Below are 25,498 nucleotides of genomic sequence, written 5' to 3'. Positions count from 1 at the left end.
TTCAGGCGTTCGGGAAAGGGAAGGGGCCGGCCTTGACGAAAGCGCCACCCTGATACCGCGCGGCGGGGTCGTCCGCGGCCAGCGCGGGCTGCGCTTCGACCTTCGCGCGGAAGGGTTCCGACGAATCCCTGGGCGCAAAGCCCAGCACCGCCGCGCCGCTGTTGTCCCACCAGCTGTCGCGGTTGGCCGATGCGCCATACACGATGAGGTGGCCGACGTCCGGCGTGAACAGGGCGCGGACGACGAGGTCGGTCAGGTCGTCATGGCTGAGCCAGGTGACCAGCATGCGCCGGTCCTTGGGTTCGGGAAACGACGAACCGATGCGCAGGCACACGGTCTGGATGCCGTAGCGGTCGAAATAGAAGCGGGAGAGGTTTTCGCCATAGGCCTTGCTCAGGCCGTAATAGCCGTCGGGCCGCAGGGGCACGTCCGCGTCCAGCGTCTGGCCCTGCTCGTAGAAGCCGATGACGTGGTTGGAACTGGCGAACACCACGCGCTGCACGCCATGCAGGCGGGCGGCTTCGTAGACGTTGTAGACGCCCTGGATGTTGGCGGGAAGAATTTCCTCGAACGGGCGTTCCACCGAGACGCCGCCCAGATGCACGATGGCGTCCACGCCGCGCACCAGTTCCGACACGGCGGCGGCGTCGGCCAGGTTGCAGGGGACGACTTCCTCGCCCGGCTGCGCGGGCGCCATGGCGGCCACGTCCGACACGCGCAGAATGTCCGCATGGGCTTTCAATCGGGGACGCAGAACCAGACCCAGGTTGCCGGCGGCGCCGGTCAATAACAAACGATGACACCGGGAAGATGCAGGCATGTTGTTGACAGCTCGGCTCATGACGCAACGCTCTGTGAATGGCGCGGTGGAGTGGACTTGTCTGGTACGTTATCGTACAACTGTCGAGAAGTATAATGATCGCCATTTTCCAGCGTCAAGCGCTGCGCAACCGTCTTCGGATAATCCCTGATGAACGCTCCTGTCGATACCCCTGTCCTGCCGCAGCGTCGTCCCCGCAACCTGGCGCAAGGCCTGGTCGAGAACATTTCCGAACGCATCCGCAGCGGCGAAATCCGTCCCGGCGACAAGCTTCCCACCGAATCGGCCATCATGCGTCAGTTCGGCGTCAGCCGCACGGTCGTGCGCGAGGCGCTGTCGCGGTTGCAGGCCTCGGGCCTTGTTGAAACGCATCACGGTGTGGGCACGTATGCGCTGGAACCGAGCGGGGGCGGCGATTTCCGCGTGGACCCGGCTGACATCGCCACCGTGCGCGACGTGCTGGTCCTGCTGGAACTGCGTATCTGCCTGGAAAGTGAGGCCGCGGGCCTGGCGGCCATCCGCCGCAGCGAAGACCAGTTGCAGGCGATGCGGCGGGCGCTCGATGCCTTCAAGCTGGCGCTGGACAGCGGCGGCGACACCATCACGCCGGATTTCCAGTTCCATCTGCTGGTGGCCCAGTCCACCGACAATCGCTACTTCGCGGACCTCATGGCGCATCTGGGGTCCGCCATCATTCCCCGCACCCGCATCAACTCGGCCAAGTTTGCCCACGAAGACCGCGCGGCCTATCTGGCGCGCGTGAACCTCGAGCACGAAGACATCTACAGCGCGATCACGCGGCAGGACCCGGAAGCCGCGCGGGCGGCCATGCGCACGCACCTGAGCAACAGCCGCGAGCGCCTGCGCCGGGCGCAGTAGCGCTCGTGGCCTTGCTTGCTGCAAGTGCGATGTCGTACAACGTTTGAACATCACGGGCCGCCATCGATAAATCCAAAACCGCGTTACTCTTGGCGCGGTTATTTTTTTGATCATCGAAACGGCATGGTTTTGCGCGGCACACACGGCAGTACGCATTCTTCATGGGGGCAGGCATTGCCCCACGCGCGTGAGGGGCTGGCATGCGTCGCCTGACTCTTCGATTCATCGTTGCCATCCTGGCGCTCCTGACGCTGTCGCGCTTGGGGCTGGCCTTCTGGATGTGGGACCGCGTCGAAGCGGCCGGAGGCCTCGGCCCGCTTCTCTTTGGCGGACTGCGCATCGACGTGTGCCTCTTGTCGATGGTGATCGCGCTGCCGGCGGTGTTTTCGCCGTGGTTCGGTCACCGGCCGCTTGCCGTGCGCATCACCGCCTGGTGGTTCCGCGTCTGGTGGATGCTGTACGTGCTGCTGGAGGTATCGACCCCGCAGTTCATTGCCGAATACGACACGCGGCCCAACCGCCTCTACTTCATCTACCTGCTCAATCCGAAGGAAGTGGGCTCGATGCTGTGGCAGGGCTACAAGGGCGTGCTGCTTGCCGCGTTCGTGGTGCTGGTCCTTGCGGCGTGGCTGGCGGTCAAGTTCTTCCCGACGCGCTCGCGCGATTCCTTCATGGCGTGGTGGAAGCGGCCCATCGCGTCCTTCGTGATTCTGGCGCTGGTGTTCCTGGGCGCGCGCGGCACGCTGGAACACCGCCCCATCAATCCGGCCAAGGTGGCGTTCAGCTCGGACGCCATGGTGAATGCGCTGGCGCTCAATTCGCTCTACAGCGTGTTCGATGCGGCGTACCGCATGCGGGACGAGCGCTCGTCGGCCGCGATGTATCCCAAGATGGCCGTGGACGAGATGAACGCCATCGTGCGCGAGAAGGCCGGCATGACCGGCGCGCCCATGGACCCCAAGCTGCCCAGCCTGCATGAACAGAAGGCGACCGTGCGGCGGGACAAGCCGCTGAACGTGGTGATCATCCTGCAGGAAAGCCTGGGCGCGCAATACGTCGGCAGCCTGGGCGGGCGCGACCTCACCCCGAACATCGACCGGTTGGGCAAGGAAGGCTGGATGTTCCACCGCGCCTACGCCACCGGCACGCGCTCGGTGCGCGGCATCGAAGCCGTGACGGCGGGCTTCTTGCCCAGCGTGGCCGACGCCGTGGTCAAGCTGCCGCGTTCGCAGACAGGCTTTTTCACGCTGGCGCAGTTGCTGGGCAAGCATGGCTATCACTCGCGCTTCGTGTACGGCGGCGAGTCCCACTTCGACAACATGCGCGCCTTCTTCCTGGGCAACGGCTTTGACGAGATCGTGGACCGGCCCAAGTTCGTCGACCCCGTGTTCGAAGGATCGTGGGGCGCCTCGGACGAAGACATGTTCAATCAGGTCGACCGCCTGCTGCGCGCCGATGGCGACAAGCCGGTGTTCACGCTGGCGTTCTCGGTGACCAACCATTCGCCCTGGGAATATCCGTCCGGGCGCATCCAGCCCGTGGGCGATCCGGCCACGGTGGACAACACGGTGCGCTATGCAGACTGGGCGCTGGGCCAGTTCTTTGAGAAGGCGCGCAAGGCGCCGTATTGGGACAACACGGTTTTCCTCGTCATTGCCGACCACGATTCGCGCGTGTACGGGTCCATTCCCGTGCCGGTGCGGCATTTTCAGATCCCCGCGCTGATCCTGGGCGCGGGCATCGCGCCGCGGCAGGACGATCGCCTGGTCAGCCAGATCGACATGGCCCCGACGCTGCTGTCGTTGATCGGCCTGGACAATGTGAATCCCATGCTGGGCGTGGACCTGACGCAGCGCGATCCCGACCGCGCGATGATGCAGTACGCGGACAACTTCGGTTATCTGAAGGGCGATCAGCTGCTGGTGCTGGAGCCCGCCAAGGCGCCCCGGCAGTTCAGCTACAAGGCGGCGCCGGTGGGGCAGGATGAAACGTACGCGCCGGTCGAGCCTGCGGACCCGGCCTTGACCGAGGAGGCGCTGGCGCACGCGCTGTGGGCAAGCTGGGCATACCGCGAAGAGAAGTACCGCCTGCCTTGATCCTACTCAAGCCTCATTCCGCGGGCCGATAGCACACTGGCGGCCATGACAACGCCGAACCCCTCCACGGGAGCCTCCCGCGCCGCATCCCCGGCGCTTTCGCACGCCCAACCCGCGGCGCCGCAACCGCGGCGCCGCCTGGCCATCCCCGTGCCGCGCGGCCGGCTGGCGTGGATAACCGGCGTGCTCAGCACCCTCTGGCTGGCCGTCAACACACTGTTCTGGTGCCTGCTGCTGTTCCCGGTCTCGCTGCTGAAGCTGGCGTTGCCGTTTGCCGCGGTCAGGCGGCGCATCGATCCCATTCTCAACGGCATCGCCACGGCGTGGGTATCGTGCAATACGGGCTGGTTCATGCGCATTCAGCCCCAAGCCTGGGATATCCAGGGCAATCAGGGCCTGCGCTATGCGGACTGGTATCTGGTCAATTGCAACCATCAGTCGTGGGTCGACATCTTTGTGCTGCAGTACGCGCTTAACCGGCGCATCCCGCTGCTCAAGTTCTTCCTCAAGCAGCAGCTCATCTACGTTCCCGTCATCGGACTGGCGTGGTGGGCGCTGGACTTTCCCTTCATGAAACGGCACGGCAAGACGGCCCTGCGCAAGAACCCGGATCTGGGGCGCCAGGACCAGGAAGCCGCGCGCCGCGCCTGCGCCAAGTTTTCGCTGGTGCCCACCAGCGTGATGGTATTTGCCGAAGGCACGCGTTTCAGCCCAGCCAAGAGCGCGGCGCAGGGTTCCCCGTACCGCCATCTGCTCAAGCCCAAGGCGGGCGGGCTGGCGGTGTCGTTGAATGCGATGGGCGCGCGGTTCCGTTCGATGATCGACGCGACCATCGCCTATCCGGACGGCGTGCCCAGCTTCTGGGATTTTGCCTGCGGACGCGCAGGGCAGGTGGTGGTGCGGATGCGGCAATTGCCGGTGCCGCCGGCCTTCTGCGAAGCCGATTACTCGCGCGACAAGGCGTTTCGCACCACGTTCCACCAATGGCTCGGCCAGCAGTGGCAGGCCAAGGACGACGAGATCGAGGCGCTGGTCGCGCGGCCAGGATCGCCTGCCGCCGGACGGCCGGCCCCCGGATCGCCGGCCGCCGCAAACCCTTCCTCTAGCTAGCGGGTTTGCGGCGGGCGCAGCCTTAGACGCGCGCGGGCAGCACGATGCCCGAGCATTCCCCGAAGCCGATGCGCGGATAACCCGCCTTCACGCATTCGGCGCGGATGATGATCTGGTCACCGTCCTGCAGGAACGTGCGCTTCTCGCCCCACGGCAGTTCGATTGGCGCCTTGCCGCCATTGCTCAATTCCAGCAGCGAACCTGCTTCCGCCGGGCGCGGGCCGGACAGCGTGCCGGTGCCCAGCATGTCGCCCGGTTGCAGATTGCAGCCATTGACCGTGTGATGCGTGATGAGCTGCGCCACGTTCCAGTACGCATCGCGGAAGTTGCTGCTGGACAGCTGCACCGGCGGCGTGCTTGCGGCGCGGGATTGCTCGGTGGTCATCAGCACTTGCATCTGCACGTCATAGGCGCCCTTGGCGCGGTTGGCGTCCGACGACAGGTACGGCATCGGCTGGGGTTCGCCCGCGCCGCGGTTCCATTGCGTGCGGAACGGCTCCAGCGCTTCCATCGTGACGATCCACGGCGAGATCGTGGACGCGAAGTTCTTGGACAGGAAGGGGCCGAGCGGCTGGTATTCCCAAGCCTGGATGTCGCGCGCCGACCAGTCGTTCAGGATGCACAGGCCGAACACGTGCGAATCGGCATCGGCCAGTTCGATGCGTTCACCCTGGGCGTTGCCCGTGCCCACGAAAATCCCCAGTTCCAGTTCATAGTCCAGGCGCGCGCAGGGGCCGAACTGCGGCGTTTCGCCTTCGTTGGCGGGGCGGGTCTGGCCGACGGGACGCGGGAATTTCTGATTCACGCCGATGCTGGAGGCGCGGCCGTGATAGCCGATGGGCACCCACTTGTAGTTCGGCAGCAGGGGATTGTCGGGGCGGAACTGCTTGCCCACGGCGGTGGCGTGATGCACCGAGATATAGAAGTCGGTGTAGTCGCCGATGCGGGCGGGCGTGGTGTATTCGGCGTCGGCCTGCGCGACCAGCAGCGGCTCCACGGTGGCGCGCAGGGCGGCGCCTTCGCGCAGCGCGCGCGACAGGGCCAGGCGCAGCGCGCTCCAGTGCGATTGGCCCAGGGCCATCAACGCATTCAGGCTGTCGGTGGCGCAGGCGGCCAGGGCTTCAGCGGCCAGGCCTTCGAACGGCTGCTTGCCGGCCAGCGCGGCCAGGTCCAGGATCTGGTCGCCGATGGCCACGCCGGGCCGGAAGGATTCTTGCGTGCCCTTGCGGCGGAAAGCGCCGTAGGGCAGGTTCTGCACGGGGAAATCCGACGTGTCCGAATTGGCGCTGGCGACCCAGCTCTTCAAGGACGGGTCGTGGGTTTCGTTGATGGTGGTCATGGCTGCGTGTCTCGGTCAGTGTGGTTATGGGAGCCGGCCGGGCGCACGGGCCTGCCGCGCGCCGGATGCATGAAACGCCAAACGGCGATGCGCTCTTCGCGCATCGCCGCCGGCAATGAAGGCTGACGCGGGCGCGTCACGCCTTCTTGGGATCGAAGTGCTTTGCGATGCCCTGCCAGCACCGGTAGTAATCGCCCTGCAATTCTACCGACGCCAGCGCCTGCTCCGTCGGGCGGATCACGCGGCGGGTCTCGAACATGAACGCCATCGTGTCGCGGATGTAATGCGCCTTGCTGGTGTCCGCATGCGAGGCCTTCTCGAAGGTCTCGGCATCGGGGCCGTGGCCGCTCATGCAGTTGTGCAGGCTGGCGCCGCCCGGCGCGAAGCCATCGGCCTTGGCGTCGTACACGCCCTGGATCAGGCCCATGAATTCGCTGGCGATGTTGCGGTGGAACCAGGGCGGACGGAACGTGTTCTCCATGGCCAGGATGCGCGGCGGGAAGATCGCGAAGTCCATGTTGGCCGTGCCCGGGGTGTCCGACGGCGCCGTCAGCACCGTGAAGATCGACGGATCCGGATGGTCGAAGCTGATCGAGCCGACGGTGTTGAAGTTGCGCAGGTCGTATTTGTAGGGGGCGTGCGTGCCATGCCAGGCCACCACGTTCAGCGGCGAGTGGTCGATCGAGGCGCGCCAGAAGCCGCCGGTGAACTTGGCGATCAGTTCAAAGTCGCCGTCCACGTCTTCGTACCAGGCCACGGGCGTCTTGAAGTCGCGCGCGTTGGCCAGACAGTTCGAGCCGATCGGCCCCAGTTCCGGCAGACGCAGCGCCGCGCCAAAGTTCTCGAGCATGTAGCCGCGCGCCGTGCCGTCCAGCAGCTCCACGCGGAACCGCACGCCGCGCGGAATGACGGCAATCTCCAGCGGTTCCAGGTCGATCAGCCCCAGTTCGGTGGCCAGGCGCAGACGGCCCTGTTGCGGCACCAGCAGCAGCTCGCCGTCGGCGTTGTAGAAATAACGGCCCTGCATCGAGCGGTTGGCCGCGTACAGATGGATGCCCACGCCGCCCTGTTCGTCGGGGCCGCCATTGCCGCCCCACGTCTTTACGCCTTCCAGGAAATCCGTGGGCGCGTCAGGAATCGGCATCGGGCTCCAGCGCAGCTGGTTCGGCGTGACGGGGCCGTGGCCGAACGTGCTCAACCAACCGGTGGCGCCGTCGAAGGCTTCAAAGGGCTTGTGCTGCGCGCCCGGACGGATCCGGTACAGCCATGAGCGGCGGTTCTCGGCGCGGGGCGCGGTGAAGGCCGTGCCGGAAAGCTGCTCGGCGTACAGGCCGTAGGGACATTGCTGCGGCGAATTGCGGCCGATGGGCAGGGCGCCGGGCAAGGCCTCGGTGGCGCAATCGTTGCCGAAGCCGGTCTGGTATTGCAGTTCCATGGAATCCTCCTGGGGCGGCGGGCGCGGTGCTTGGCCGCGCGGCTTGGTGTGGTGGCCGGCGCGGGCGTTGCCCCAGCCGATGTGCCATTGTCGGAAAAAATCCCTGTTGCGGCTACGGGAATGCAAAAATAGCGACTATAAATTTTGTGAATAGTAGGGGGCCCCGATGGCCGAGTTGCGCGACGTCGACCTGAACCTGTTGCTGCTGTTTCAACACCTGCTCGAAGATCGCAACCTGTCGGCGGTGGCGCGGCGCATGGATCTGTCGCAGCCGGCGGTCAGCAATGCCCTGCGGCGCCTGCGCACGGCGTTCGGCGACGAACTCTTTGTGCGCACGGCGCAGGGCATGCTGCCCACGCCCCGGGCCCAGCGGCTGGCCGGACCCGTCAGCGAAGCGCTGGGCCTGCTGTCGCAGGCGTTGCAGGACCAGGACGTGTTCGATGCGGCCACCAGCAACCGGCGCTTTCGCGTGGCCATGACGGACGTCGGCGAAATCCACTTCATGCCGCGCCTCATGGAGGTCTGTGTCCAGAAGGCGCCGCAGGTCCGGATCGACTCCGTGCGCGTGCTGGGTCCGGACCTGCCGCGCGAGATGGAGTCGGGCCGGGTGGACCTCGCGATCGGGGCGTTCGATGAAATGGGGGCGGGCACGCTGCAGCGGATGCTGTTTCGCCAGGGCTACGCCACGCTCTTTCGCCAGGCGCATCCCACCGCGCATGCGGGCATGGGGATCAAGGCGTTCCGCGCAGAGCGTCACCTCATCGTGTCGCGCGCGGCGCCCTATGGGCAGGTCAACCAGTCGATGGAGCGGGCGGGGGTGGATCTGGCCGAGCATTTCAGCGTGCCGCATTTTTCCGCGGTGCCCTACATCGTCAGCGCCACCGACCTCTTGGCGACCGTGCCGGAAAAGCTGGCGGCCAGCGCCGCTGCGCCGTTTGGCTTGCGCTTCATGACGCCGCCGCTCAAGGTGCCGGCGCTGCAAACCAACATGTACTGGCAGCGCCGGGTGGACCGCGACGGCGGCAATCAGTGGCTGCGCGCCCTGATCGTCAACACCTTCGCGGTCGGTTCCTAGCGGCCCGCGTGGCGCCGCGCCGTGATGGCGGGGCCGGCCTCTCAGGCCGTCTGCGTCACGGAAGCGCGTGCGTGATGCAAGGCTTCCTTCAGCAGAGTCAGATCGCCCAGGTGGTTCGCCAAGAGCAGGATCAGCGCCGCATTCAGCTCCTGGCTCTGCTCGTTGGACAGGTCGCGGTGGGCGTCGATCAGCGCTTCGTAGAAGTCGTCCGGCGCGGCGAGGTTGGTGTCGGTGATAAGCATGGGGATAACCTCAGAAATCACGCGCGGCCCGTCGCGCGATGAACGGCGGCGGCGACGGCGTCGGGTTCGAAGGCGCGCCAGCGCGCGGCGATGTGCTGATCGGGGCGGATCAGGTAGGCGGTGCCCGCCTGCGCGTCGTAGCGCTTGGCCAGGCAGCCTTCGCTGTCCCGCACCACCGCCACCTCGGCGGGTAGCGCGGTCACGTCGCACTGCGCATCGGCCACCAGCACGGCCTTGACGGGCACCGGCGCCATGCGCAACGCCTGCAACGCGGCCAGCGTCTCGCGGGCGGGCAGCGTGGCGCCGCAGAACATCGCCAGCACAAACTCGCCATCCAGCTGCGACAACCACCAGCCCGGTTCGCCCTGCAATTGCACCGGCGCATCCAGCGCCACCGCGCCCGGCACCATGCGGCCGGTGAAGGCGTCGGCGTCCGGCGTGTTCAGCGGCGATCCGGCGTAGGTGGCCGGCAGCGACAGGCGGCCGCTGTTCACCAGGGACCGCGCGAACGGATGGTCCTTGGCCAGATTCAGCACCGCATTGCGGAAGCTCCGGCTGATCTCGCTCTTGGGCGTGATGAAGTCGGTGGCGCGCGACGAGTTCAGGATATTTTCGTCGGCGGCGAACTCGCGTTCGGCGCTGTAGGTGTCGATCAGCGTGTCGGGCGCAAGCCCCGCCAGCACCAGCTTGAGCTTCCAGGCCAGGTTCTCGGCGTCCTGCACGCCGCTGTTGGCGCCGCGCGCGCCGAACGGCGACACGCGATGCGCGGCGTCGCCCGCGAAGACGATGCGGCCGTGGCGGAACTTGTCCATGCGTTCGCACGCAAAGGTGTAGACGCTGACCCATTCCAGGTCGAACTGCGCGTCCGGCCCGAGCAGCGCCCGGATGCGGGGCAGCACGTTCTCCGGCTTGACGGCTTCGACGGGGTCCGCATTCCAGCCCAGCTGGAAGTCGATGCGCCAGACATTGTCGGGCTGCCGGTGCAGCAGCACGGATTGGTTGGGGTGAAAGGGCGGGTCGAACCAGAACCAGCGCTCGGACGGGAAATCCGCCGTCATCTTGACGTCGGCAATCAGGAACCGGTCGCGGAAGATGCGGCCGTGGCTTTCCTGGCCGATGAGCTTGCGCACGGGCGAGCGCGCGCCGTCGCAGGCGATCAGCCAATCGGCATGCAGCGAGTACGGGCCTTCCGGCGTTTCCACGGTCAGCGTCACGCCATCGTCGCCTTGCATGACGCCGGCGACCTTGTTCTTCCAGCGCAGCTCGATGTTGGGCTGCTGGCGGGCCGCTTCGTACAGATAGCCTTCGGCGTAGTACTGCTGCAGGTTGATGAACGCCGGACGCCGGTGGCCGGGCTCGGGCAGCAGGTCAAAACGCCACACTTCCTGCTCGCGGAAAAACACCTTACCCACGTTCCACGACACGCCCTTGTCGATCATGCGCTGGCCCACGCCCAGGCGGTCCCAGATTTCCAGCGTGCGCTTGGAAAAGCAGATGGCGCGCGATCCGGTGGACAGCCGGTAGTCGTCGTCCAGCACCACCACGTGCACGCCTTGACGCGCCAGGTCCAGCGCCGTGGTCAGGCCGACGGGGCCGGCGCCCACCACCACGACCTGATGGCGCGCCAGGCTGGCCGCCGTCTGGTCCGCGTGCTTTTCATAGGCGAACTCCATCGCCTGAAAGTCGATGTCTCCCACGGTTGTCTCCTGTGTGGGTCATTTTCTAGTTATGCGGACACGCTGCGCCGCAAGGGGTCGCGCGTGTCCGGTTCTTGCTTGTCGAGGCAGGGTGGGGGGATCAGCCTTCCAGCTGCGCCCACATTTCCAGGTCGCGCTTGTCGGTCCAGATGCGCGGGTGCGTGTGGCCCGTGGCTTCGTCGTAGGCGCGCGACACGTCGAACGGCATGCAGTGGTCGAAGATCACCCAGTCGCTGTAGCGCGGCTTCATGAAGTCGTAGACCTCGCGGTAGATCGTCTTCAGGTCCTTGCCTTCGGCCACGCCGCGGTTCACGGCGCCGTACAGGTCCGTCAGGAAGGCGCGCGTGCCGGCCAGGCCCTGGCGCACTTCGGTGGCGTTCTTGAGGGCGGGGCCGCGGCCCGGGACCATCTTTTCGGCTTCAAAGCCCGCCAGCGCGTCCAGCGTGGTGGGCCAATCGCGGAAGTAGGCGTCGCCGCAGTAGGGCGTGGACTGGTATTCGACCAGGTCGCCGGCGAACAGGATCTTCTGTTCGGGCAGCCAGGCAATGGTGTCGCCCTTGGTGTGGCCGCGGCCGACCTGCAGCAGCTTGACTTCCAGGTTGCCCAGGTTGACCGTCATCTCGCCCTTGAACGTCATGGTCGGCCAGACCAGGCCCGGCGGAATCGACTCGGCGTTGCGGAACAGGCGCGGAAAACGGCCGATCTCGCTGGCCTTGTCCTGCTCGCCGCGTTCGGCGATCAGGTCGTAGGTATCGCGGCTGGCCAGGATTTCCTGGGCGTTGTAGGCCGAGGCGCCGAACACGCGCACGGCGTGATAGTGCGACAGCAGGATGTACTTGATGGGCTTGTCCGTCACCTCGCGGATGCGGCGGATCACGTCTTCGGCCATCACCGGCGTGGCTTGGGTGTCGATCACCATGACGGCCTCGTCGCCGATGATCACGCCCGTGTTGGGGTCGCCTTCGGCCGTGTAGGCATAGGCGTTGTCGGACAGCTTTTCGAACGAGACGACCTTGTCGTCCATGTCCGCGTGCGAGGCGAATTGCTTGCTCATGGAGGCTCCTTCCACTTTTCTAGGAATAGGGTGTGTGGAAGGAAATATAGTCCTGCGTTAGTTTTCGTGCAATACGTTTGCTATAAACGAATTCCCGAGTTGTAACGGCGTTTTCGCCAGGCGCGTCGTCACGCCGCCCATCAGTTCCGTTGGCATTTTGGGCAGTAGTAGGTGGCGCGCTGGCCCTGGACAAAGCGGCGGATCGGCGTGCCGCAGACCCGGCAGGGCAGCCCTTCGCGCTCGTACACGGCCGCGTGGATCTCGAAGTAGGCGCCCGGTTCGCCGCTGGCGCCCACGTAGTCGCGCAGGGTGCTGCCGCCGGAGGTGAGGGCGTCTGCCAGCGTGGCCCGCACCATGTCGGCCAGGCGCTCGCAGCGGGCCAGCGACAGCTTGTTGGCCGGGGTCTTCGGGTTGATGCGCGCGCGAAAGAGGCTTTCCGACGCGTAGATGTTGCCCACCCCCACGACCGCCATGCCGGCCAGCAGCACCTGCTTGACGGCGGCGCCGTGGTTCTTGAAGTGCCGGTGCAGCCAGGCGCCGTCAAAGCGCGGGTCGAAGGGTTCGATGCCCAGCTTGGCCAGCAGCGGGTGGGCTTCGAGGGGGCCGTCGGCGTCGTCGTGCCACAGCACGGCGCCGAATCGGCGCGGGTCGTGCAGGCGCAGGACGGCGCCGTCGAAGATCCATTCGACATGGTCGTGCTTGCGCAGGAATTCACCGGGTGCCACGCTGCGCAGGGAGCCCGACATGCCCAGATGCACGATCTGGGTGCCATGTTCGAAGCGCAGGAGCAGGTACTTGCCGCGCCGCGCGCATTCCAGCACGGTGCGTCCGCCGATCAGGGACGGCAGCTCCGGCGGGATGGGCCAACGCATGCGGGGTTCGTGAACGACCAGTCGCGATAGCGTCTGGCCGGTGATGATGGCGTCGATTCCTCGGCGCGTGGTTTCGACTTCAGGCAGTTCCGGCATGAGCCAGTGTAAGATCATCAATTGCGTGTACGAAGATTGTGCCATCAACCGGACGGGCCGCGTGAAGTCGTCTTTTAAACAAATGAATATCGGGATCGCCGCGTTGGGGCTTGCGCTGGCAGCAATCATGGCCCCGCCGGCCCAGGCCGCCGACGGCCGGACGCGTGACGCGACGGGTCCACGGATGGCTCCCCAGAACCGCCAGCCTGAAACCGAAGTCATCCGCCTGCGCCCAGGTCAACTGCCTTATGTGTCGCTGACCGGCGATATCTTCTACCGCGTACTGGCTTCCGAGATCGCCGCCCAGCGGGGCATGTACGGCACCGCCGCCACCACCATGGTCGGTCTGGCCCGCGACACCGGCGATCCCCGCCTTGCTCGCCGCGGCCTCGAGTTCCAGCTTGCCGGGGGCAATCTGCCCGGAGCGCTGGATGCCGCCCGCGTCTGGGCCCGTCTGGCCCCCAACGACATCGAAGCCAGCTCCACCGAACTGGCGCTGGCCGCCGCCAATGGCCAGACCAAGGGCCTGGCCCAAGCGCTGCGCAAACGCATCGATTCCTCGCGCGACAAGCCGGCCGCCATCGGCCAGGCGCTTGCCGTGCTCAGCCGCCTGAACGACCGCCGCCTTGCACTGCGCATCCTGGACGAATCCCTGAGCGACAGCGTGCGCAAGCTGCCCGCCGCGCACCTTGCGCTGGCCGACGTGGCTTCCGCCGCCGGCGACTACGAGCGCGCCGCCCAGGAATCTCGCGCCGCGCTGGCCGCCGACCCCAAATCCGAAGGCGCCGCCCAGCGCGTGCTGGAGTACGGCTCCAAGGTCGATCCCAAGCGCGCTCAGACCGAGGCCCGCGCCTTCATCAACCGCAATCCCGGCGCGCGCAAGGTCCGCCTGATGCTGGCCGGCCAGCTGGCCGACAGCGGCGACTACGACGCCGCCCTGGCCGAGCTTCAGGCCATGTCGCGTCGTTCGCCCGAGGATTTCGACCTGCTCTTCATGCAGGCCCAACTGGCCTACAAGTCCGGACAACTCGCGCAGGCCAAGACCCTGCTGCAGCAGTATCTGGACGTCCAGAACCAGCGCCAGCGAGCCACGGTGCCCGGCGCCACCGACGCCGGAGCGGCTGCCGCCGATGCGCACGTGCTGCTCGCGCGCATCGCCGAAGACCAGGGCCGCTACGACGAAGCCATCGCCGAACTCGGCCGTATCGACGACCCCACGCTGCGCTATTCCGTGCGCATGCGCCAGGCCGCGCTGCGCGCCAAGAGCGGCCGCGTGGACGACGCGCTGGCCATGATCGACTCGGCCGGCCCGCAGGACGAAGAAGAACGCGCCCTGGGTTCGCTGACCAAGGCGCAGATCCTGCGCGATGCCGACCGCATCGGTCAGGCGGTCACTGCCCTGGAAGCCGCGGACCAGGCGCTGCCGGACACGGTTGAGATCAAATACGAACTGGCGATGCTGTACGAACGCCAGAACCGTCTGGCCGACCTGGAGCGCATGCTGCGCCAGGTCATCGCCCTGGATCCGGACCATGCCCACGCGTACAACGCGCTGGGCTACACGCTGGCCGACCACAACCAGCGCCTGCCCGAAGCCCTCGATCTCATCACGCAGGCGCTGGAGCTCTCGCCCAACGATCCGTTCATCCTCGATAGCATGGGCTGGGTCAAGTTCCGCATGGGCGACACCATTGCGGCGGCGGACTACCTGCGCCGCGCCTATAGTGTGCGTCCCGAAGCCGACATCGCGGCCCATCTGGCCGAGGTCCTTTGGGCGCAGGGCAAGCGCGATCAGGCCACGGACCTGCTGCGCGCCGCCTTGCAGAAGGATCCCAAGAACAAGACGGTCCAGGACGTCGTGAAGCGCCTGGGGGTCAATCTGTGACGGCAGTCTTTGCAGGATTTCGCGGCGCGGCGTCCGGCCTGCGCTGGGTGGCGCTGGCGCTGCTTGCCTTCACGCTTGCTGCCTGCACGTCCTTGCCCAAGCCCATCGAAGGGGCCGGCGACGACGCGTTCTCGCGCATTGGCCGCTTTGCCATCACCGTCAACGAAGAAGGCGGCAAGCAGAATGCCGTGCAGGGCGGCTTCTCGTGGTCCGACGATGGGCGCCGCTATGTGCTGGACCTGACCAACCCGCTGGGGTCGACCGAAGCCCGCGTGGAAGGCCGCCCCGGCGCTGCCAGCCTCACCAAGGCCGACGGCACCCGCCTGGTCGCCGACAACCCCGATGCGCTCGCCGAGGACGCCCTGGGCAGCAGCATGCCCGTGTCGGGCTTGCGCGACTGGCTGCGCGGCAAGCTGGCGGCAGATCCGCAGGCCTCTGACGTCAAGCGCGACGAATTGGGCCGCCCCATCGCCTTCGAGCAGGGCGGCTGGCGCGCCAACCTCTCCCGCTACGACGAAAAAGGGCCCCAGCTTCTCGTGCTGGAGCGCCTGGAGCCGGGCCGCCGGATCCTCGTCCGGCTGGTCGTCAATCAATCCTGATCCCGTGCGGCTTTACGGCCGCACGGTGCATCCGGCGTCATCGAACACGGGTTAACCCTTATCACATTGCTAGATTTCCAATCAAGCGAATAAGCGCCGCAAAACGGGGCGTGTTACCGCTTGAAATATATTGCCTTGACTGAATAATTCTCCCTGCCTTAGCGCGAGGTACATCCGCGCAGCAGCAATCGGGGTCGACGCGAGTCTGCCGCCCACCCTTTTGGAGAATGGCCATGTTCAGGAACACCCGCATCGCGACGGTGCTATTGGGAATCATCGCGATCTTTTTCACCTTCCAGCTGGTGATCGGCGCAATGGGCTTTGCCGCCCTGCGCCAGACCAACCAGGATGTCGCGCAGCTCTATCGCCTGTCGCAGCAGCAGGTCAACGCGGTGAACGCCGCTTCGCTGTCGCTGGTTGCGGCGCGTACCGACCTCAGCCGCTACGCCACCCGCGTCGCGCAAGGCAACACCGACGACAAGACCTCGCTCGTCGCGGCGCGCCAGCGCATCGTGTCGGCCGACCGCGCCTTCCAGGGCTTTTCCAGCGGCCTGACCGCCGAGGAAAAAGCGGAATCGGCCGCCATCATCGACGCCTACACCAAGCTCAGCACCAACCTGCAGAACGTGGGCCGCGTCCTTGAAGCGGGCGACATGGAGGCCTACTTCAAGCAAGGCACGCAGTCGGTGCAAGAGCGCCTGGTGAGTGAGCGCGATGCGTTCATCCAGCGCGCCGAGGCCACCGGCCAGGCGGTCATGGACGAAATCTCCATGTTCAACTCGCTCTTCACCGGGCTGCTCGCCGGCATTCTGGCGCTGGGTCTGCTGGTGGCCGTGGGCGCCCACGTACTGATCCGCCGCATGATCGTGCGTCCGCTAGTCGAGGCCGGCGAGGTCTTTCGCCGCATCGCCGAAGGCGACCTGACGCGCCGCGTCGCCGACTTCGGCAAGAACGAAATCGGCGCGCTGCTCAGCGCGCTCAAGGGCATGCAGGACAGCCTGGTGCGCACCGTGTCGGCCGTGCGCCGCGGCGTCGACGAAATCAACGTCGGCGCGCGCGAGATCTCCTCGGGCAACACCGATCTTTCCAGCCGCACCGAAGAGCAGGCCGCCTCGCTCGAGGAAACCGCGGCCAGCATGGAAGAGCTGGCCACCACCGTGAAGCAGAACGCCGACACCGCGCGTGAAGCCAACCGCATGGTCGCCGCCTCCGAGGCCGTCGCGCAGCGCGGCGGGCAAGCGGTCTCCAGCGTGGTCGAAACGATGCGCGCCATTTCGGGCAGCTCGTCGCGCATCGCCGACATCGTGGGCGTGATCGACGGCATCGCGTTCCAGACCAACATCCTGGCGCTCAACGCGGCGGTGGAAGCCGCACGCGCGGGCGAGCAGGGCAAGGGCTTTGCCGTCGTCGCCAGCGAAGTGCGCACGCTGGCGCAACGCAGCGCCGCGGCCGCCAAGGAAATCAAGCAGCTCATCGAAGACTCCGCGCAGAAGGTCGGGGTGGGTTCGGAGCAGGTTGAAAACGCAGGAGCCACGATGCGCGAGATCGTCGAGTCCGTGCAGCGCGTGACCAGCTTGATGGCCGAGATTTCGGCCGCTTCCGAAGAGCAGGCCACCGGCATCGACCAGGTCAACCGCGCTGTGTCGCAGATGGATAGCGTGACGCAGCAGAACGCCGCGCTCGTCGAAGAGGCGGCCGCCGCGGCCGGTGCGCTGGAAGAGCAGGCGCGCCAGCTGGCCGGCGCCGTGTCGGTCTTCAAGCTGCCCGACGGTCAGGTCATCGACGCGCCCGCAGCCAGGCTGGGCGCCAGCATGACGCCGCAACTCGCGTAACGTCACTTCGCAGTTCCGCCATCAGCGCGTGTCCGCACGCGTTGGGCGCACGGGCCGGCCCGCCAGTTTTCCTGGCGCGCCGGCCCGTCTCGCTAGAATGACGGAATCCTTTCGCACCGGTTATCTTTCGTGACTCTCTACGACGTTCCCGCTCCCGCCAAGCTGAATCTCTTTCTGCACGTCGTGGGCCGCCGCGCCGACGGCTATCACCTGCTGCAGACCGTGTTCCGCTTCATCGATCTGTGCGACACGCTGCACTTCGAGGTGCGCGCCGATGGCGTCATCAGCCGCGCCACCGACCTGCCAGGCGTCCCGGAAGATGAGGACCTCACCGTGCGCGCCGCGCGCGCGCTGCAAAAGGCCACGGGCACGCGGCAGGGCGCGCAGATCAGCCTTGAAAAACGCATCCCGCAAGGCGGCGGCCTGGGCGGCGGGTCCAGCGATGCGGCATCGGTCCTGATCGCATTGAACAAATTGTGGAACACGGGGCTGACGCGCCGCGAACTCATGGCGCTGGCGCTGCCGCTGGGCGCGGACGTGCCCGTCTTCGTCTTCGGCCAGTCGGCATTCGCGCAGGGAATTGGCGAAGATCTCACGGCCGTGACGCTGCCCGAACGCGCCTATCTGGTGGCGCAACCGGATGCCAGCGTGCCGACTGTTGGCATTTTTTCCGCACCCGATTTGACAAGGGATTCTTCTTACATCACAATAGCGGACTTTCTTGCTTCGCAAACATTTTTGCCTAGCGAATCTAGCAGTGAATTTGCCAGCGGTAAATTTGCCAAAGGATGCGCGCTTTACGGAAGAAATGATTTGGAGCCGGTGGTCTACCGTCTTTATCCTGAAGTACTTGGGGCATCGCGGTGGCTTGCTGAACGGGGTTTCCCTGTTCGCATGTCGGGATCAGGCGCATGTTTATTCGCCGAATTTTCCGAAACATCGCAGGCCGTTTTGGCAGAACAAGAAATAACCGCTATAATGCGCGGCGCTGATAAAGCATTCAGCCAAACGCATCCACGGTTTCGGTTAGTGCAGGCATGTACTGGGTTAGCTGAACATCCGTTGCGGAATTGGATTGCAAGATAGTTGGGGAGTCGCCAAGCTGGTTAAGGCACCGGATTTTGATTCCGGCATGCGAAGGTTCGAATCCTTCCTCCCCAGCCAACCGAATACATAAAAAAGCTGTTGAACACGCCTGTAAGACACTGGCCCGGGTTCAGCAGCTTTTTTATTTTCCGGATTCGCTGGTGCAAGTTGAATGTGCTGCACTAGGTCTCACCCGCAGGTACCACCCCGCATCACTCGTTAGTGTCTCAAACGACCATCGCATCATCCATCATGGCAAACGATAGCTTCATGATTTTCACGGGCACCGCCAACACTCGGCTGGCCGTGGACGTAGTCAACCACCTCGATATGTCCCTGGGAAAGATGACCGTCGGTCGTTTTTCGGACGGCGAGGTGATGGTCGAGATCAACGAGAATGTGCGCGGCAAGGACGTCTTCGTCCTGCAGCCCACCTGTGCGCCCACCAATGACAACCTGATGGAAATCATGGTGATGGTTGATGCCCTGCGCCGCGCGTCGGCCGGCCGCATCACCGCCGCGATTCCCTACTTTGGCTATGCCCGCCAGGACCGCCGCCCGCGTTCGGCGCGCGTGGCCATCTCGGCCAAGGTCGTGGCCAACATGCTGCAGGTCGCTGGCGTTGACCGCGTCCTGACCATGGACCTGCACGCCGACCAGATCCAGGGTTTCTTCGACATTCCCGTGGACAACATCTACGCCGGTCCGATCCTGCTGGGCGACATCTGGCGCCGCAATTTCTCGAACCTGGTCGTGGTGTCTCCGGACATCGGCGGCGTGGTTCGCGCCCGCGCGCTGGCCAAGCAGCTCGAAGCCGATCTGGCCATCATCGACAAGCGCCGTCCGCGCGCCAACGTGTCGGAAGTGATGAACATCATCGGTGAAGTCGACGGCCGCACCTGCATCATCATGGACGACATGGTCGACACCGCCGGTACGCTGTGCAAAGCGGCCCAGGCCCTGAAAGACCGCGGCGCCGGCGCCGTTTACGCCTATTGCACGCACCCCGTGCTGTCGGGCGGCGCCATCGACCGCATCGAAGCGTCGGAACTCGACGAACTCGTCGTGACCGACACCATTCCGCTCTCCGAGCAAGGCCAAGCCAGCAGCAAGATCCGCCAGCTGTCGTGCGCCGCGCTGCTGGGCGAGACCATCCTGCGTATTTCCAACGCCGAATCGGTCAGCTCGCTGTTTGTCGATTGACGCGTTCGCGTCGATCGGATCACAGCCCGAATTTCCAGTTATTTGCGCCTTGCTGGTCGCGGCAAGGTGCAAACAAGCACGGCGCGCCCTTTGCGCGCCGTGATTTCAACCGGTGAAGTCTCTTCACCTTTATTGTTTCGGAGTTATCCATGAAATTTACTGCCACTGCGCGTAGCGTCCAGGGTTCGAGTGCGAGCCGCCGCCTGCGCCGCGCGGGCCGCGTTCCCGCCATTGTTTATGGTGGTACGGCTGCCCCCCTGAACATCGAACTCGACCACAACGAGATCTACCACGCGCTGCGCAAGGAAGAATTCCACGCATCGATCCTGCAAATGCAGCTCGAAGGCGCCAAGGATGAGCAAGTTCTGCTGCGTTCGGTTCAATGGCACGCCTACAAGCCGCAAGTCCTGCACGTGGACTTCCAGCGCGTCGACGCCAACCAAGCCCTGCGCACCAAGGTGCCGCTGCACTTCGTGAACGCTGAAATCTCGCCGGCCGTGAAGCTGAGCGGTGCGATCATCAGCCACGTGACGACCGAACTGGAAATCACCTGCCTGCCGTCGGCGCTGCCCCAGTTCATCGAAGTGAACCTGGCTGACGTGCTGGCCGGCGGTTCGATCCACCTGGCCGACATCAAGCTGCCCATGGGCGTGACCTACGTCCCCCACGGCGGTGAAGACAACCCCCTGCTGGCCGCCGCGGTCACCAAGGGTGGCGCTGCCGCTGCCGACGAAGCCGAAGAAGCTGCTCCGGCCGCCTAAGTCCTGCCGGAAAGCCCTTGCGGCTTTCCCGCGGCTTACGCCCGAAACCCTGCGTGTGCATTTGCATGCGCAGGGTTTTTTGGTTTAAACACCCCCATCATGTCTACTCCCATACGCCTCATCGTGGGACTGGGTAATCCAGGTCCCGACTACGAAACCACCCGGCACAACGCCGGCTTCTGGCTGGCCGACCATCTGGCGGACGATCTGCGCACTTCTTTTGCGCTCGAGAAGTCTTTTTTCGGCATGGTGGCCAAATCACGCCAGGGCGCGGACAACATCCTGCTGCTCAAGCCCACCACCTACATGAACCGTTCCGGCCAGGCGGTCGGCGCGCTGGCCCGCTTTTACAAGCTGACGCCGGAAGAAGTGCTGGTGCTGCACGACGAACTGGACCTCATGCCCGGACAGGTCAAGCTCAAGCAGGGCGGCGGCCACGCCGGTCACAACGGCCTGAAGGACATCCAGGCCGCGCTGGGCAGCCCCAACTTCTGGCGCCTTCGCATCGGCATCGGCCATCCGCGCACGCTGGGCCTGGCCCAACAGGTCGCCGACTTCGTGCTGCACCCCCCGCGCCGCGAGGAACAAAAGGAAATCGAAGCCGTCATCGACCGCTGCCGCGCCGTCGTGCCCGCCATGCTGTCGGGCGACTTCGCGTTGGCCACGCGCCAGCTGCATAGCGGCAACGAGTCCTGATGAGCCAAGGCCAGCCCACCCGGAAGCTGCGCTTTCGCAGCGAGATCGCCGACTTCTGGCGCTTCGTCCGCCATCCGCATCCGGTGTCGCGGCTGCCGCGCCGCGCCTGCGGCAGCGGGCTCGCGGCCGACTGGTGGCCGGGCATCGGGCCGGGGCGCCTTCTGGCCTGGGCCGCCGTGCTGTGGGCGATCAACCTCTTCGCGCTGGGCCCCGTGGCCGTGGCCGCCGCCGGGCTGGGCGGCGTGACGCATCGGCTCGATCCGCACAACATTCCCTGGTTGACCGCGGTGCTGTGGGCGCCGCTGGTCGAGGAAATGCTGTTCCGCTACGGACTGCGCCGGCCGCGCCAGGCCTTGTGGTTGATACCTGCGCTGGTGCCTGTCGTGCTGTGGGGCCCCAAGCTCTGGACGGGGCTGCTGCTGGCCGCGTTCATTTTGCTGGCGGTGTGGGGGCTGCGCGCACGTCCTGAGCCGCTCAAAGGCTGGGACACCAACTGGCGCAGGTATTACCTGCAGCACTTCGGCGTCGTGTTCCATCTGGTCGCGCTGACGTTTGCCGCAGTGCATCTGACCAACTTTGTCTACAACAAGACGCCGTACTGGCTGCTGCCGCTGCTGGTGCTGCCGCAATGGCTGACCGGCCTCGTGCTGGGCTGGATGCGCGTGCGCCGCGGCATCGGAGCCGCGATCCTGCTGCATTCCGTGTTCAACGCCGGCCCCATCCTGATGATCTGGCTGGTCATGCGCTACGCGCCGGCCGCGGCCGGTTAAGGCTTCGGGCCGGGGCGCGCGGCCTGAAGGCAAGGGCGCATGTCCGGTAGCGATGTCAGCGTCGTTTCGCCGGCGGCGTCTTCGGGGCCGCATCACGTCCGCCAGGAAGGCGTCGTTTCACCCCGCCGGGGTAAACTACGCCGTTAACGCTCAATACCGTACTTACACAGGATTCCCATGGCTCTGCAATGCGGCATCGTCGGCCTGCCCAACGTTGGCAAATCGACACTCTTCAACGCTCTGACCCGCGCCGGCATCGCCGCCGAGAACTATCCGTTCTGCACCATCGAGCCCAACGTCGGCGTCGTCGAAGTGCCGGATCCGCGCCTGCAGAAGCTGGCCGAAATCGTCAAGCCCGAACGCATCCTGTCCGCCACCGTCGAATTCGTCGACATCGCGGGCCTGGTCGCCGGCGCGAGCAAGGGCGAAGGCCTGGGCAACCAGTTCCTCTCGCACATCCGCGAAACCGATGCCATCGTTAACGTCGTGCGCTGCTTCGAAGATCCCAACGTGATCCACGTCGCCGGCAAGGTCGACCCGATCGCCGACATCGAAGTCATCGAAACCGAGCTGGCCCTGGCCGACCTGCAGACCGCTGAAAAAGCCCTGCAACGCCATCAGAAGACCGCACGTTCGGGCGACAAGGAATCGCAACGCCTCGTGGCCGTGCTGGAAAAGTGCGTCGCCCAGCTCAACGAAGCCAAGCCCATCCGCTCGCTGGACCTGACGACCGAAGAAAAGGCCGACATCGCCCAGCTCTGCTTCATCACCGCCAAGCGCGCGATGTACGTGGGCAACGTCGCTGACGACGGCTTCACCAATAACCCGCTGCTCGACCGCCTGACCGAATTCGCCGCCGCCCGCAACGCGCCCGTCGTCGCGATCTGCGCCGCCATCGAATCCGAAATCGTCGACCTCGACGACGCCGACCGCGAAGCCTTCCTGAAGGACATGGGCATGGAAGAACCGGGCCTGAACCGCCTGATCCGCGCCGCCTTCAAGCTGCTGGGCCTGCAAACCTACTTCACCGCCGGCGTGAAGGAAGTGCGCGCCTGGACCGTGCCCATCGGCGCCACCGCGCCCCAGGCCGCCGGCGTCATCCACACCGACTTCGAACGCGGCTTCATCCGCGCGCAAACGATCTCGTACGAGGACTACATCACGTACAAGGGCGAGCAGGGCGCGAAGGAAGCCGGCAAGATGCGCGCGGAAGGCAAGGAATACATCGTGCAGGATGGCGATGTGATGAATTTCTTGTTTAACGTCTGACGCGCTGATGACAGGGACCCATCGCTTGCTACATCTGCGGCGCTGGGGCGCGATTGCCCACCCCACCCTGGTTGGAGCTTGGGGCTCGCGGTTAATCATTAGACAACGGGCGCCGTTCTGCGGCGTCCTGTTCATTTCGGCCTCCGGGTTATGGATGGCGTGTTGCGCTTGGCCATCGCCTAAAGCCTGGAACTGCTGCATACAAGAAGCTTGATCACCGTCGAGCACAAAAAATCTAGCGCAGACGGTAAGGAGAAAGTCGGTATGACGGGGAAGGTGCTCTATGAATAAGCATGCGCTTAGCGAACGCGATATCTGCACCAAGTTCATCACACCGGCTCTCGAGAAGTCCGGTTGGGACGTTCTGACACAGGTGCGCGAAGAGTTCCTGCTGACCAAGGGCCGAATCATCGTGCGTGGCAAGCTTCACACACGAGGTCAGCACAAGCGCGCCGATTATGTGCTGTTCCACAAGCCCAACCTGCCTATCGCCGTCATTGAGGCCAAGGACAACAAGCATGCCGTCGGTTCTGGCATGCAGCAGGCGCTAGGCTATGCCGAAATGTTGCAAGTGCCTTTCGTGTTCAGCAGTAATGGCGATGGCTTCCTGTTCCACAACAAGATCGCCAAGGATGGTGTCATCGAGCGCGAGTTGCGTCTGGATGAGTTCCCCAGTGCCGATACGCTGTGGCGATGGTGGGCAGAGCATCAGGGGCTGGACACCCAGCAGCAGGCCTTGGTGGCTCAGGATTACTACAGCGATGGTAGTAACAAGACGCCTCGGTACTACCAACTGCTTGCCATCAATAAAACCATCGAGGCGATTGCCAAGGAGCAAAAGCGCATCCTGTTGGTGATGGCAACGGGCACGGGCAAGACTTACACCGCCTTCCAGATCATCTGGCGGCTGTGGAAATCACGTGTCAAAAAGCGCATCCTGTTCCTTGCTGATCGCAACATCTTGGTCGATCAGACCATGACCAACGACTTCAAGCCGTTCGGCGCGGCAATGACCAAGATCCAGAAACGGCAGGCCGACAAGTCGTACGAGATCTACCTGTCTCTTTACCAGGCTGTCACCGGTAACGATGAAGAACGGAACATCTATAAGCAGTTCAGCCCGACTTTTTTTGATTTGATCGTCATTGATGAGTGCCATCGTGGGAGTGCCGCTGCGGATTCTGCCTGGCGCGACATCCTGGATTACTTCCATTCCGCTACCCAGATCGGCCTGACTGCGACGCCTAAGGAAACCAGGGTTGTTTCCAACATTGACTACTTTGGCGAACCCATCTATAGCTACTCGCTACGGCAGGGTATCGATGACGGCTTTCTTGCACCCTACAAGGTGGTGCGCATAGACCTGGACAAAGATCTGACGGGCTGGCGTCCTGACAGGGGCATGATCGACAAGCACGGCAACGAGATCGAAGACCGCATCTATAACCAACGTGATTTCGACAAGGCGCTGGTGTTGGAACAGCGTACGCAAGCGGTGGCGCGCAAGATCAGCGAATACCTGAAGGCCAGCAATCGTTTCGACAAGACCATCGTCTTCTGCGACAACATTGACCATGCTGAACGCATGCGCCAAGCGTTGGTCAACGAAAATTCTGACTTGGTGGCGCAGAACCATCGCTATGTCGTGCGCATCACTGGCGATAACGAAGAAGGCAAGATGGAGCTGGATAACTTCATCTTTCCGGAAAGCACGTACCCCGTCATCGCGACCACCTCCAAGCTAATGACCACGGGCGTTGATGCTCAGACCTGCAAACTTATCGTGCTTGATCAGCGTATTCAATCGATGACTGAGTTCAAGCAGATTATTGGTCGTGGAACGCGCATCAATGAAGACTTCGACAAGTACTGGTTCACCATTCTCGATTTCAAGAAGGCGACCGAGCTTTTTGCTGATCCGACTTTTGATGGAGACCCTGTTCAAATCTATGAGCCAGGCCCCGAAGATCCGCCGCTTCCTCCCGATGACGAGGGCGGGGAGGAGTCGCCGGACCATGATCTCACCGATTCCTCGCCCGATGATGAGCCGACTTCGCCGGGCGGCGTCGGTGATCCGCTGCCAGGCGAGGGCGGGGGCAACATACGCCGCTATGTTGTCGCCAATGTCGAGGTCAAGGTGGTGGCTGAACGAGTGCAGTACTTCGACGTCAACGGCAAACTGATCACCGAGTCCCTGAAGAGCTACACCCGCAATACTCTAGCCAAGGAGTTCGCGTCACTCGACGATTTCCTGCGCCATTGGAGCAAGGCCGACAAGAAGCAAGCCATCATCGACGAGTTGGCCCAGCAAGGCATATTTTTCGAGGCTTTGGCCGACGAGGTGGACAAGCAAGCGGGCAAAGATTTCGACCCATTCGATCTGCTATGCCACGTGGCATGGGATCAACCTCCTCTGACTCGCAAAGAGCGAGCCGAGCAGGTCAAGAAGCGCCATTATTTCGCCAAGTACGGCGAGCAGGCGCAAAAGGTGCTCGAAGCCCTTCTCGACAAGTATGCGGACGAGGGAGTGGCCGCCATCGAGGAAACACAGATCCTCGCCATCGCCCCTTTCAACCGCCTGGGCACACCGATCGAACTGGTGCGAGCCTTTGGTGGAAAGACTCAATATCAACAGGCCGTGGGCGAGCTCGAACGAGAGCTCTACCGGGCCTAATTCGCACT

The 25,498-nt window shown here is 64.6% G+C and carries 21 protein-coding genes and 1 tRNA gene; 15 read left to right on the top strand and 7 right to left on the bottom strand.

Annotation, left to right across the window (positions count from 1 at the left end; all coding sequences use genetic code 11):
* Position 1: 1 nt before the first annotated feature.
* The gene (locus tag QEP15_RS21860; protein ID WP_280148054.1) at positions 2-841 is read right to left on the bottom strand and encodes an NAD-dependent epimerase/dehydratase family protein; all 840 of its coding nucleotides are present in this window, start codon (positions 839-841) and stop codon (positions 2-4) included.
* A gap of 129 nt (positions 842-970) precedes the next feature.
* On the opposite strand from QEP15_RS21860, the gene QEP15_RS21855 reads away from it, so the two are divergent.
* The 3 genes from QEP15_RS21855 to QEP15_RS21845 all read left to right on the top strand — a co-directional run bounded on the left by QEP15_RS21855 (position 971) and on the right by QEP15_RS21845 (position 4,905).
* Positions 971-1,699 (top strand): FadR/GntR family transcriptional regulator, encoded by a 729-nt coding sequence (locus tag QEP15_RS21855; protein ID WP_056325338.1) that lies wholly within the window; start codon positions 971-973, stop codon positions 1,697-1,699.
* Positions 1,700-1,899: 200 nt separating this feature from the next.
* On the top strand, positions 1,900-3,795 hold the full coding sequence (locus tag QEP15_RS21850) for an LTA synthase family protein (protein WP_280148053.1): 1,896 nt from the start codon (positions 1,900-1,902) through the stop codon (positions 3,793-3,795).
* 150 nt (positions 3,796-3,945) lie between these two features.
* Positions 3,946-4,905 carry an acyltransferase gene (locus QEP15_RS21845; RefSeq protein ID WP_425285990.1) on the top strand — a complete coding sequence of 320 codons (960 nt, stop codon included), beginning with the start codon at positions 3,946-3,948 and terminating at the stop codon, positions 4,903-4,905.
* A 22-nt stretch (positions 4,906-4,927) separates the two neighbouring features.
* Here the strand turns inward: QEP15_RS21845 and fahA are convergent, their stop codons facing one another.
* Both fahA and hmgA read right to left on the bottom strand, forming a co-directional pair.
* Positions 4,928-6,244: a fumarylacetoacetase gene (gene fahA / locus QEP15_RS21840; RefSeq protein ID WP_056325344.1), complete on the bottom strand. Its 1,317-nt coding sequence runs from the start codon at positions 6,242-6,244 to the stop codon at positions 4,928-4,930.
* A 136-nt stretch (positions 6,245-6,380) separates the two neighbouring features.
* On the bottom strand, positions 6,381-7,679 hold the full coding sequence (gene hmgA / locus QEP15_RS21835) for a homogentisate 1,2-dioxygenase (protein WP_056325347.1): 1,299 nt from the start codon (positions 7,677-7,679) through the stop codon (positions 6,381-6,383).
* 166 nt (positions 7,680-7,845) lie between these two features.
* On the opposite strand from hmgA, the gene QEP15_RS21830 reads away from it, so the two are divergent.
* Positions 7,846-8,754, top strand: coding sequence for a LysR family transcriptional regulator (locus QEP15_RS21830; RefSeq protein WP_062840005.1), 909 nt, complete (start codon positions 7,846-7,848; stop codon positions 8,752-8,754).
* Between the two features lie 41 nt (positions 8,755-8,795).
* Here QEP15_RS21830 and QEP15_RS21825 read toward each other — a convergent pair whose 3' ends face one another.
* The 4 genes from QEP15_RS21825 to mutM form a co-directional block, all read right to left on the bottom strand.
* A complete protein-coding gene (locus tag QEP15_RS21825; protein ID WP_416372790.1) occupies positions 8,796-8,996 on the bottom strand; it encodes a DUF2783 domain-containing protein in 201 nt (66 codons plus the stop codon).
* 17 nt (positions 8,997-9,013) lie between these two features.
* On the bottom strand, positions 9,014-10,693 hold the full coding sequence (locus tag QEP15_RS21820; protein ID WP_175156081.1) for an FAD-dependent oxidoreductase: 1,680 nt from the start codon (positions 10,691-10,693) through the stop codon (positions 9,014-9,016).
* A 100-nt stretch (positions 10,694-10,793) separates the two neighbouring features.
* Entirely contained in the window at positions 10,794-11,747 is a 954-nt protein-coding gene (locus tag QEP15_RS21815) for an MBL fold metallo-hydrolase (RefSeq protein ID WP_175156080.1), read from the bottom strand.
* 140 nt (positions 11,748-11,887) lie between these two features.
* On the bottom strand, positions 11,888-12,715 hold the full coding sequence (mutM, locus tag QEP15_RS21810) for a bifunctional DNA-formamidopyrimidine glycosylase/DNA-(apurinic or apyrimidinic site) lyase (RefSeq protein ID WP_062840008.1): 828 nt from the start codon (positions 12,713-12,715) through the stop codon (positions 11,888-11,890).
* Here mutM and QEP15_RS21805 point away from each other — a divergent pair.
* From QEP15_RS21805 to hsdR, 11 genes are all read left to right on the top strand, one after another.
* A complete protein-coding gene (locus tag QEP15_RS21805; protein WP_062840009.1) occupies positions 12,714-14,600 on the top strand; it encodes a tetratricopeptide repeat protein in 1,887 nt (628 codons plus the stop codon). The two genes, mutM and QEP15_RS21805, sit on opposite strands and share 2 nt — an antisense overlap.
* Positions 14,597-15,199 carry a lipoprotein insertase outer membrane protein LolB gene (gene lolB / locus QEP15_RS21800; protein ID WP_152382587.1) on the top strand — a complete coding sequence of 201 codons (603 nt, stop codon included), beginning with the start codon at positions 14,597-14,599 and terminating at the stop codon, positions 15,197-15,199. The genes QEP15_RS21805 and lolB overlap by 4 nt, the downstream gene beginning before the upstream one ends.
* A gap of 233 nt (positions 15,200-15,432) precedes the next feature.
* Entirely contained in the window at positions 15,433-17,031 is a 1,599-nt protein-coding gene (locus QEP15_RS21795) for a methyl-accepting chemotaxis protein (protein WP_062840011.1), read from the top strand.
* Positions 17,032-17,160: 129 nt separating this feature from the next.
* Entirely contained in the window at positions 17,161-18,117 is a 957-nt protein-coding gene (gene ispE / locus QEP15_RS21790) for a 4-(cytidine 5'-diphospho)-2-C-methyl-D-erythritol kinase (RefSeq protein WP_280148051.1), read from the top strand.
* A 1-nt stretch (position 18,118) separates the two neighbouring features.
* Positions 18,119-18,195: transfer RNA gene (locus tag QEP15_RS21785), tRNA-Gln, on the top strand.
* 174 nt (positions 18,196-18,369) lie between these two features.
* Complete coding sequence (locus QEP15_RS21780; RefSeq protein ID WP_056325372.1) at positions 18,370-19,320, top strand: ribose-phosphate pyrophosphokinase; 951 nt, start codon at positions 18,370-18,372, stop codon at positions 19,318-19,320.
* Between the two features lie 149 nt (positions 19,321-19,469).
* Complete coding sequence (locus tag QEP15_RS21775) at positions 19,470-20,081, top strand: 50S ribosomal protein L25/general stress protein Ctc (RefSeq protein WP_056325375.1); 612 nt, start codon at positions 19,470-19,472, stop codon at positions 20,079-20,081.
* Positions 20,082-20,180: 99 nt separating this feature from the next.
* On the top strand, positions 20,181-20,777 hold the full coding sequence (gene pth / locus QEP15_RS21770; protein ID WP_056325378.1) for an aminoacyl-tRNA hydrolase: 597 nt from the start codon (positions 20,181-20,183) through the stop codon (positions 20,775-20,777).
* On the top strand, positions 20,777-21,547 hold the full coding sequence (locus QEP15_RS21765; RefSeq protein WP_152382585.1) for a CPBP family glutamic-type intramembrane protease: 771 nt from the start codon (positions 20,777-20,779) through the stop codon (positions 21,545-21,547). The genes pth and QEP15_RS21765 overlap by 1 nt, the downstream gene beginning before the upstream one ends.
* 177 nt (positions 21,548-21,724) lie before the next feature.
* The gene (ychF, locus tag QEP15_RS21760; protein WP_128828955.1) at positions 21,725-22,816 is read left to right on the top strand and encodes a redox-regulated ATPase YchF; all 1,092 of its coding nucleotides are present in this window, start codon (positions 21,725-21,727) and stop codon (positions 22,814-22,816) included.
* A gap of 283 nt (positions 22,817-23,099) precedes the next feature.
* Positions 23,100-25,490: an EcoAI/FtnUII family type I restriction enzme subunit R gene (hsdR, locus tag QEP15_RS21755; RefSeq protein ID WP_280148050.1), complete on the top strand. Its 2,391-nt coding sequence runs from the start codon at positions 23,100-23,102 to the stop codon at positions 25,488-25,490.
* Positions 25,491-25,498 lie beyond the last annotated feature (8 nt).

The sequence above is a fragment of the Achromobacter mucicolens genome (assembly GCF_029866465.1).
Taxonomy (GTDB): domain Bacteria; phylum Pseudomonadota; class Gammaproteobacteria; order Burkholderiales; family Burkholderiaceae_B; genus Achromobacter; species Achromobacter mucicolens.
The sequence above is the reverse complement of the archived record's forward strand: the minus strand, read 5'-3'. Positions and strand labels throughout refer to the sequence as shown.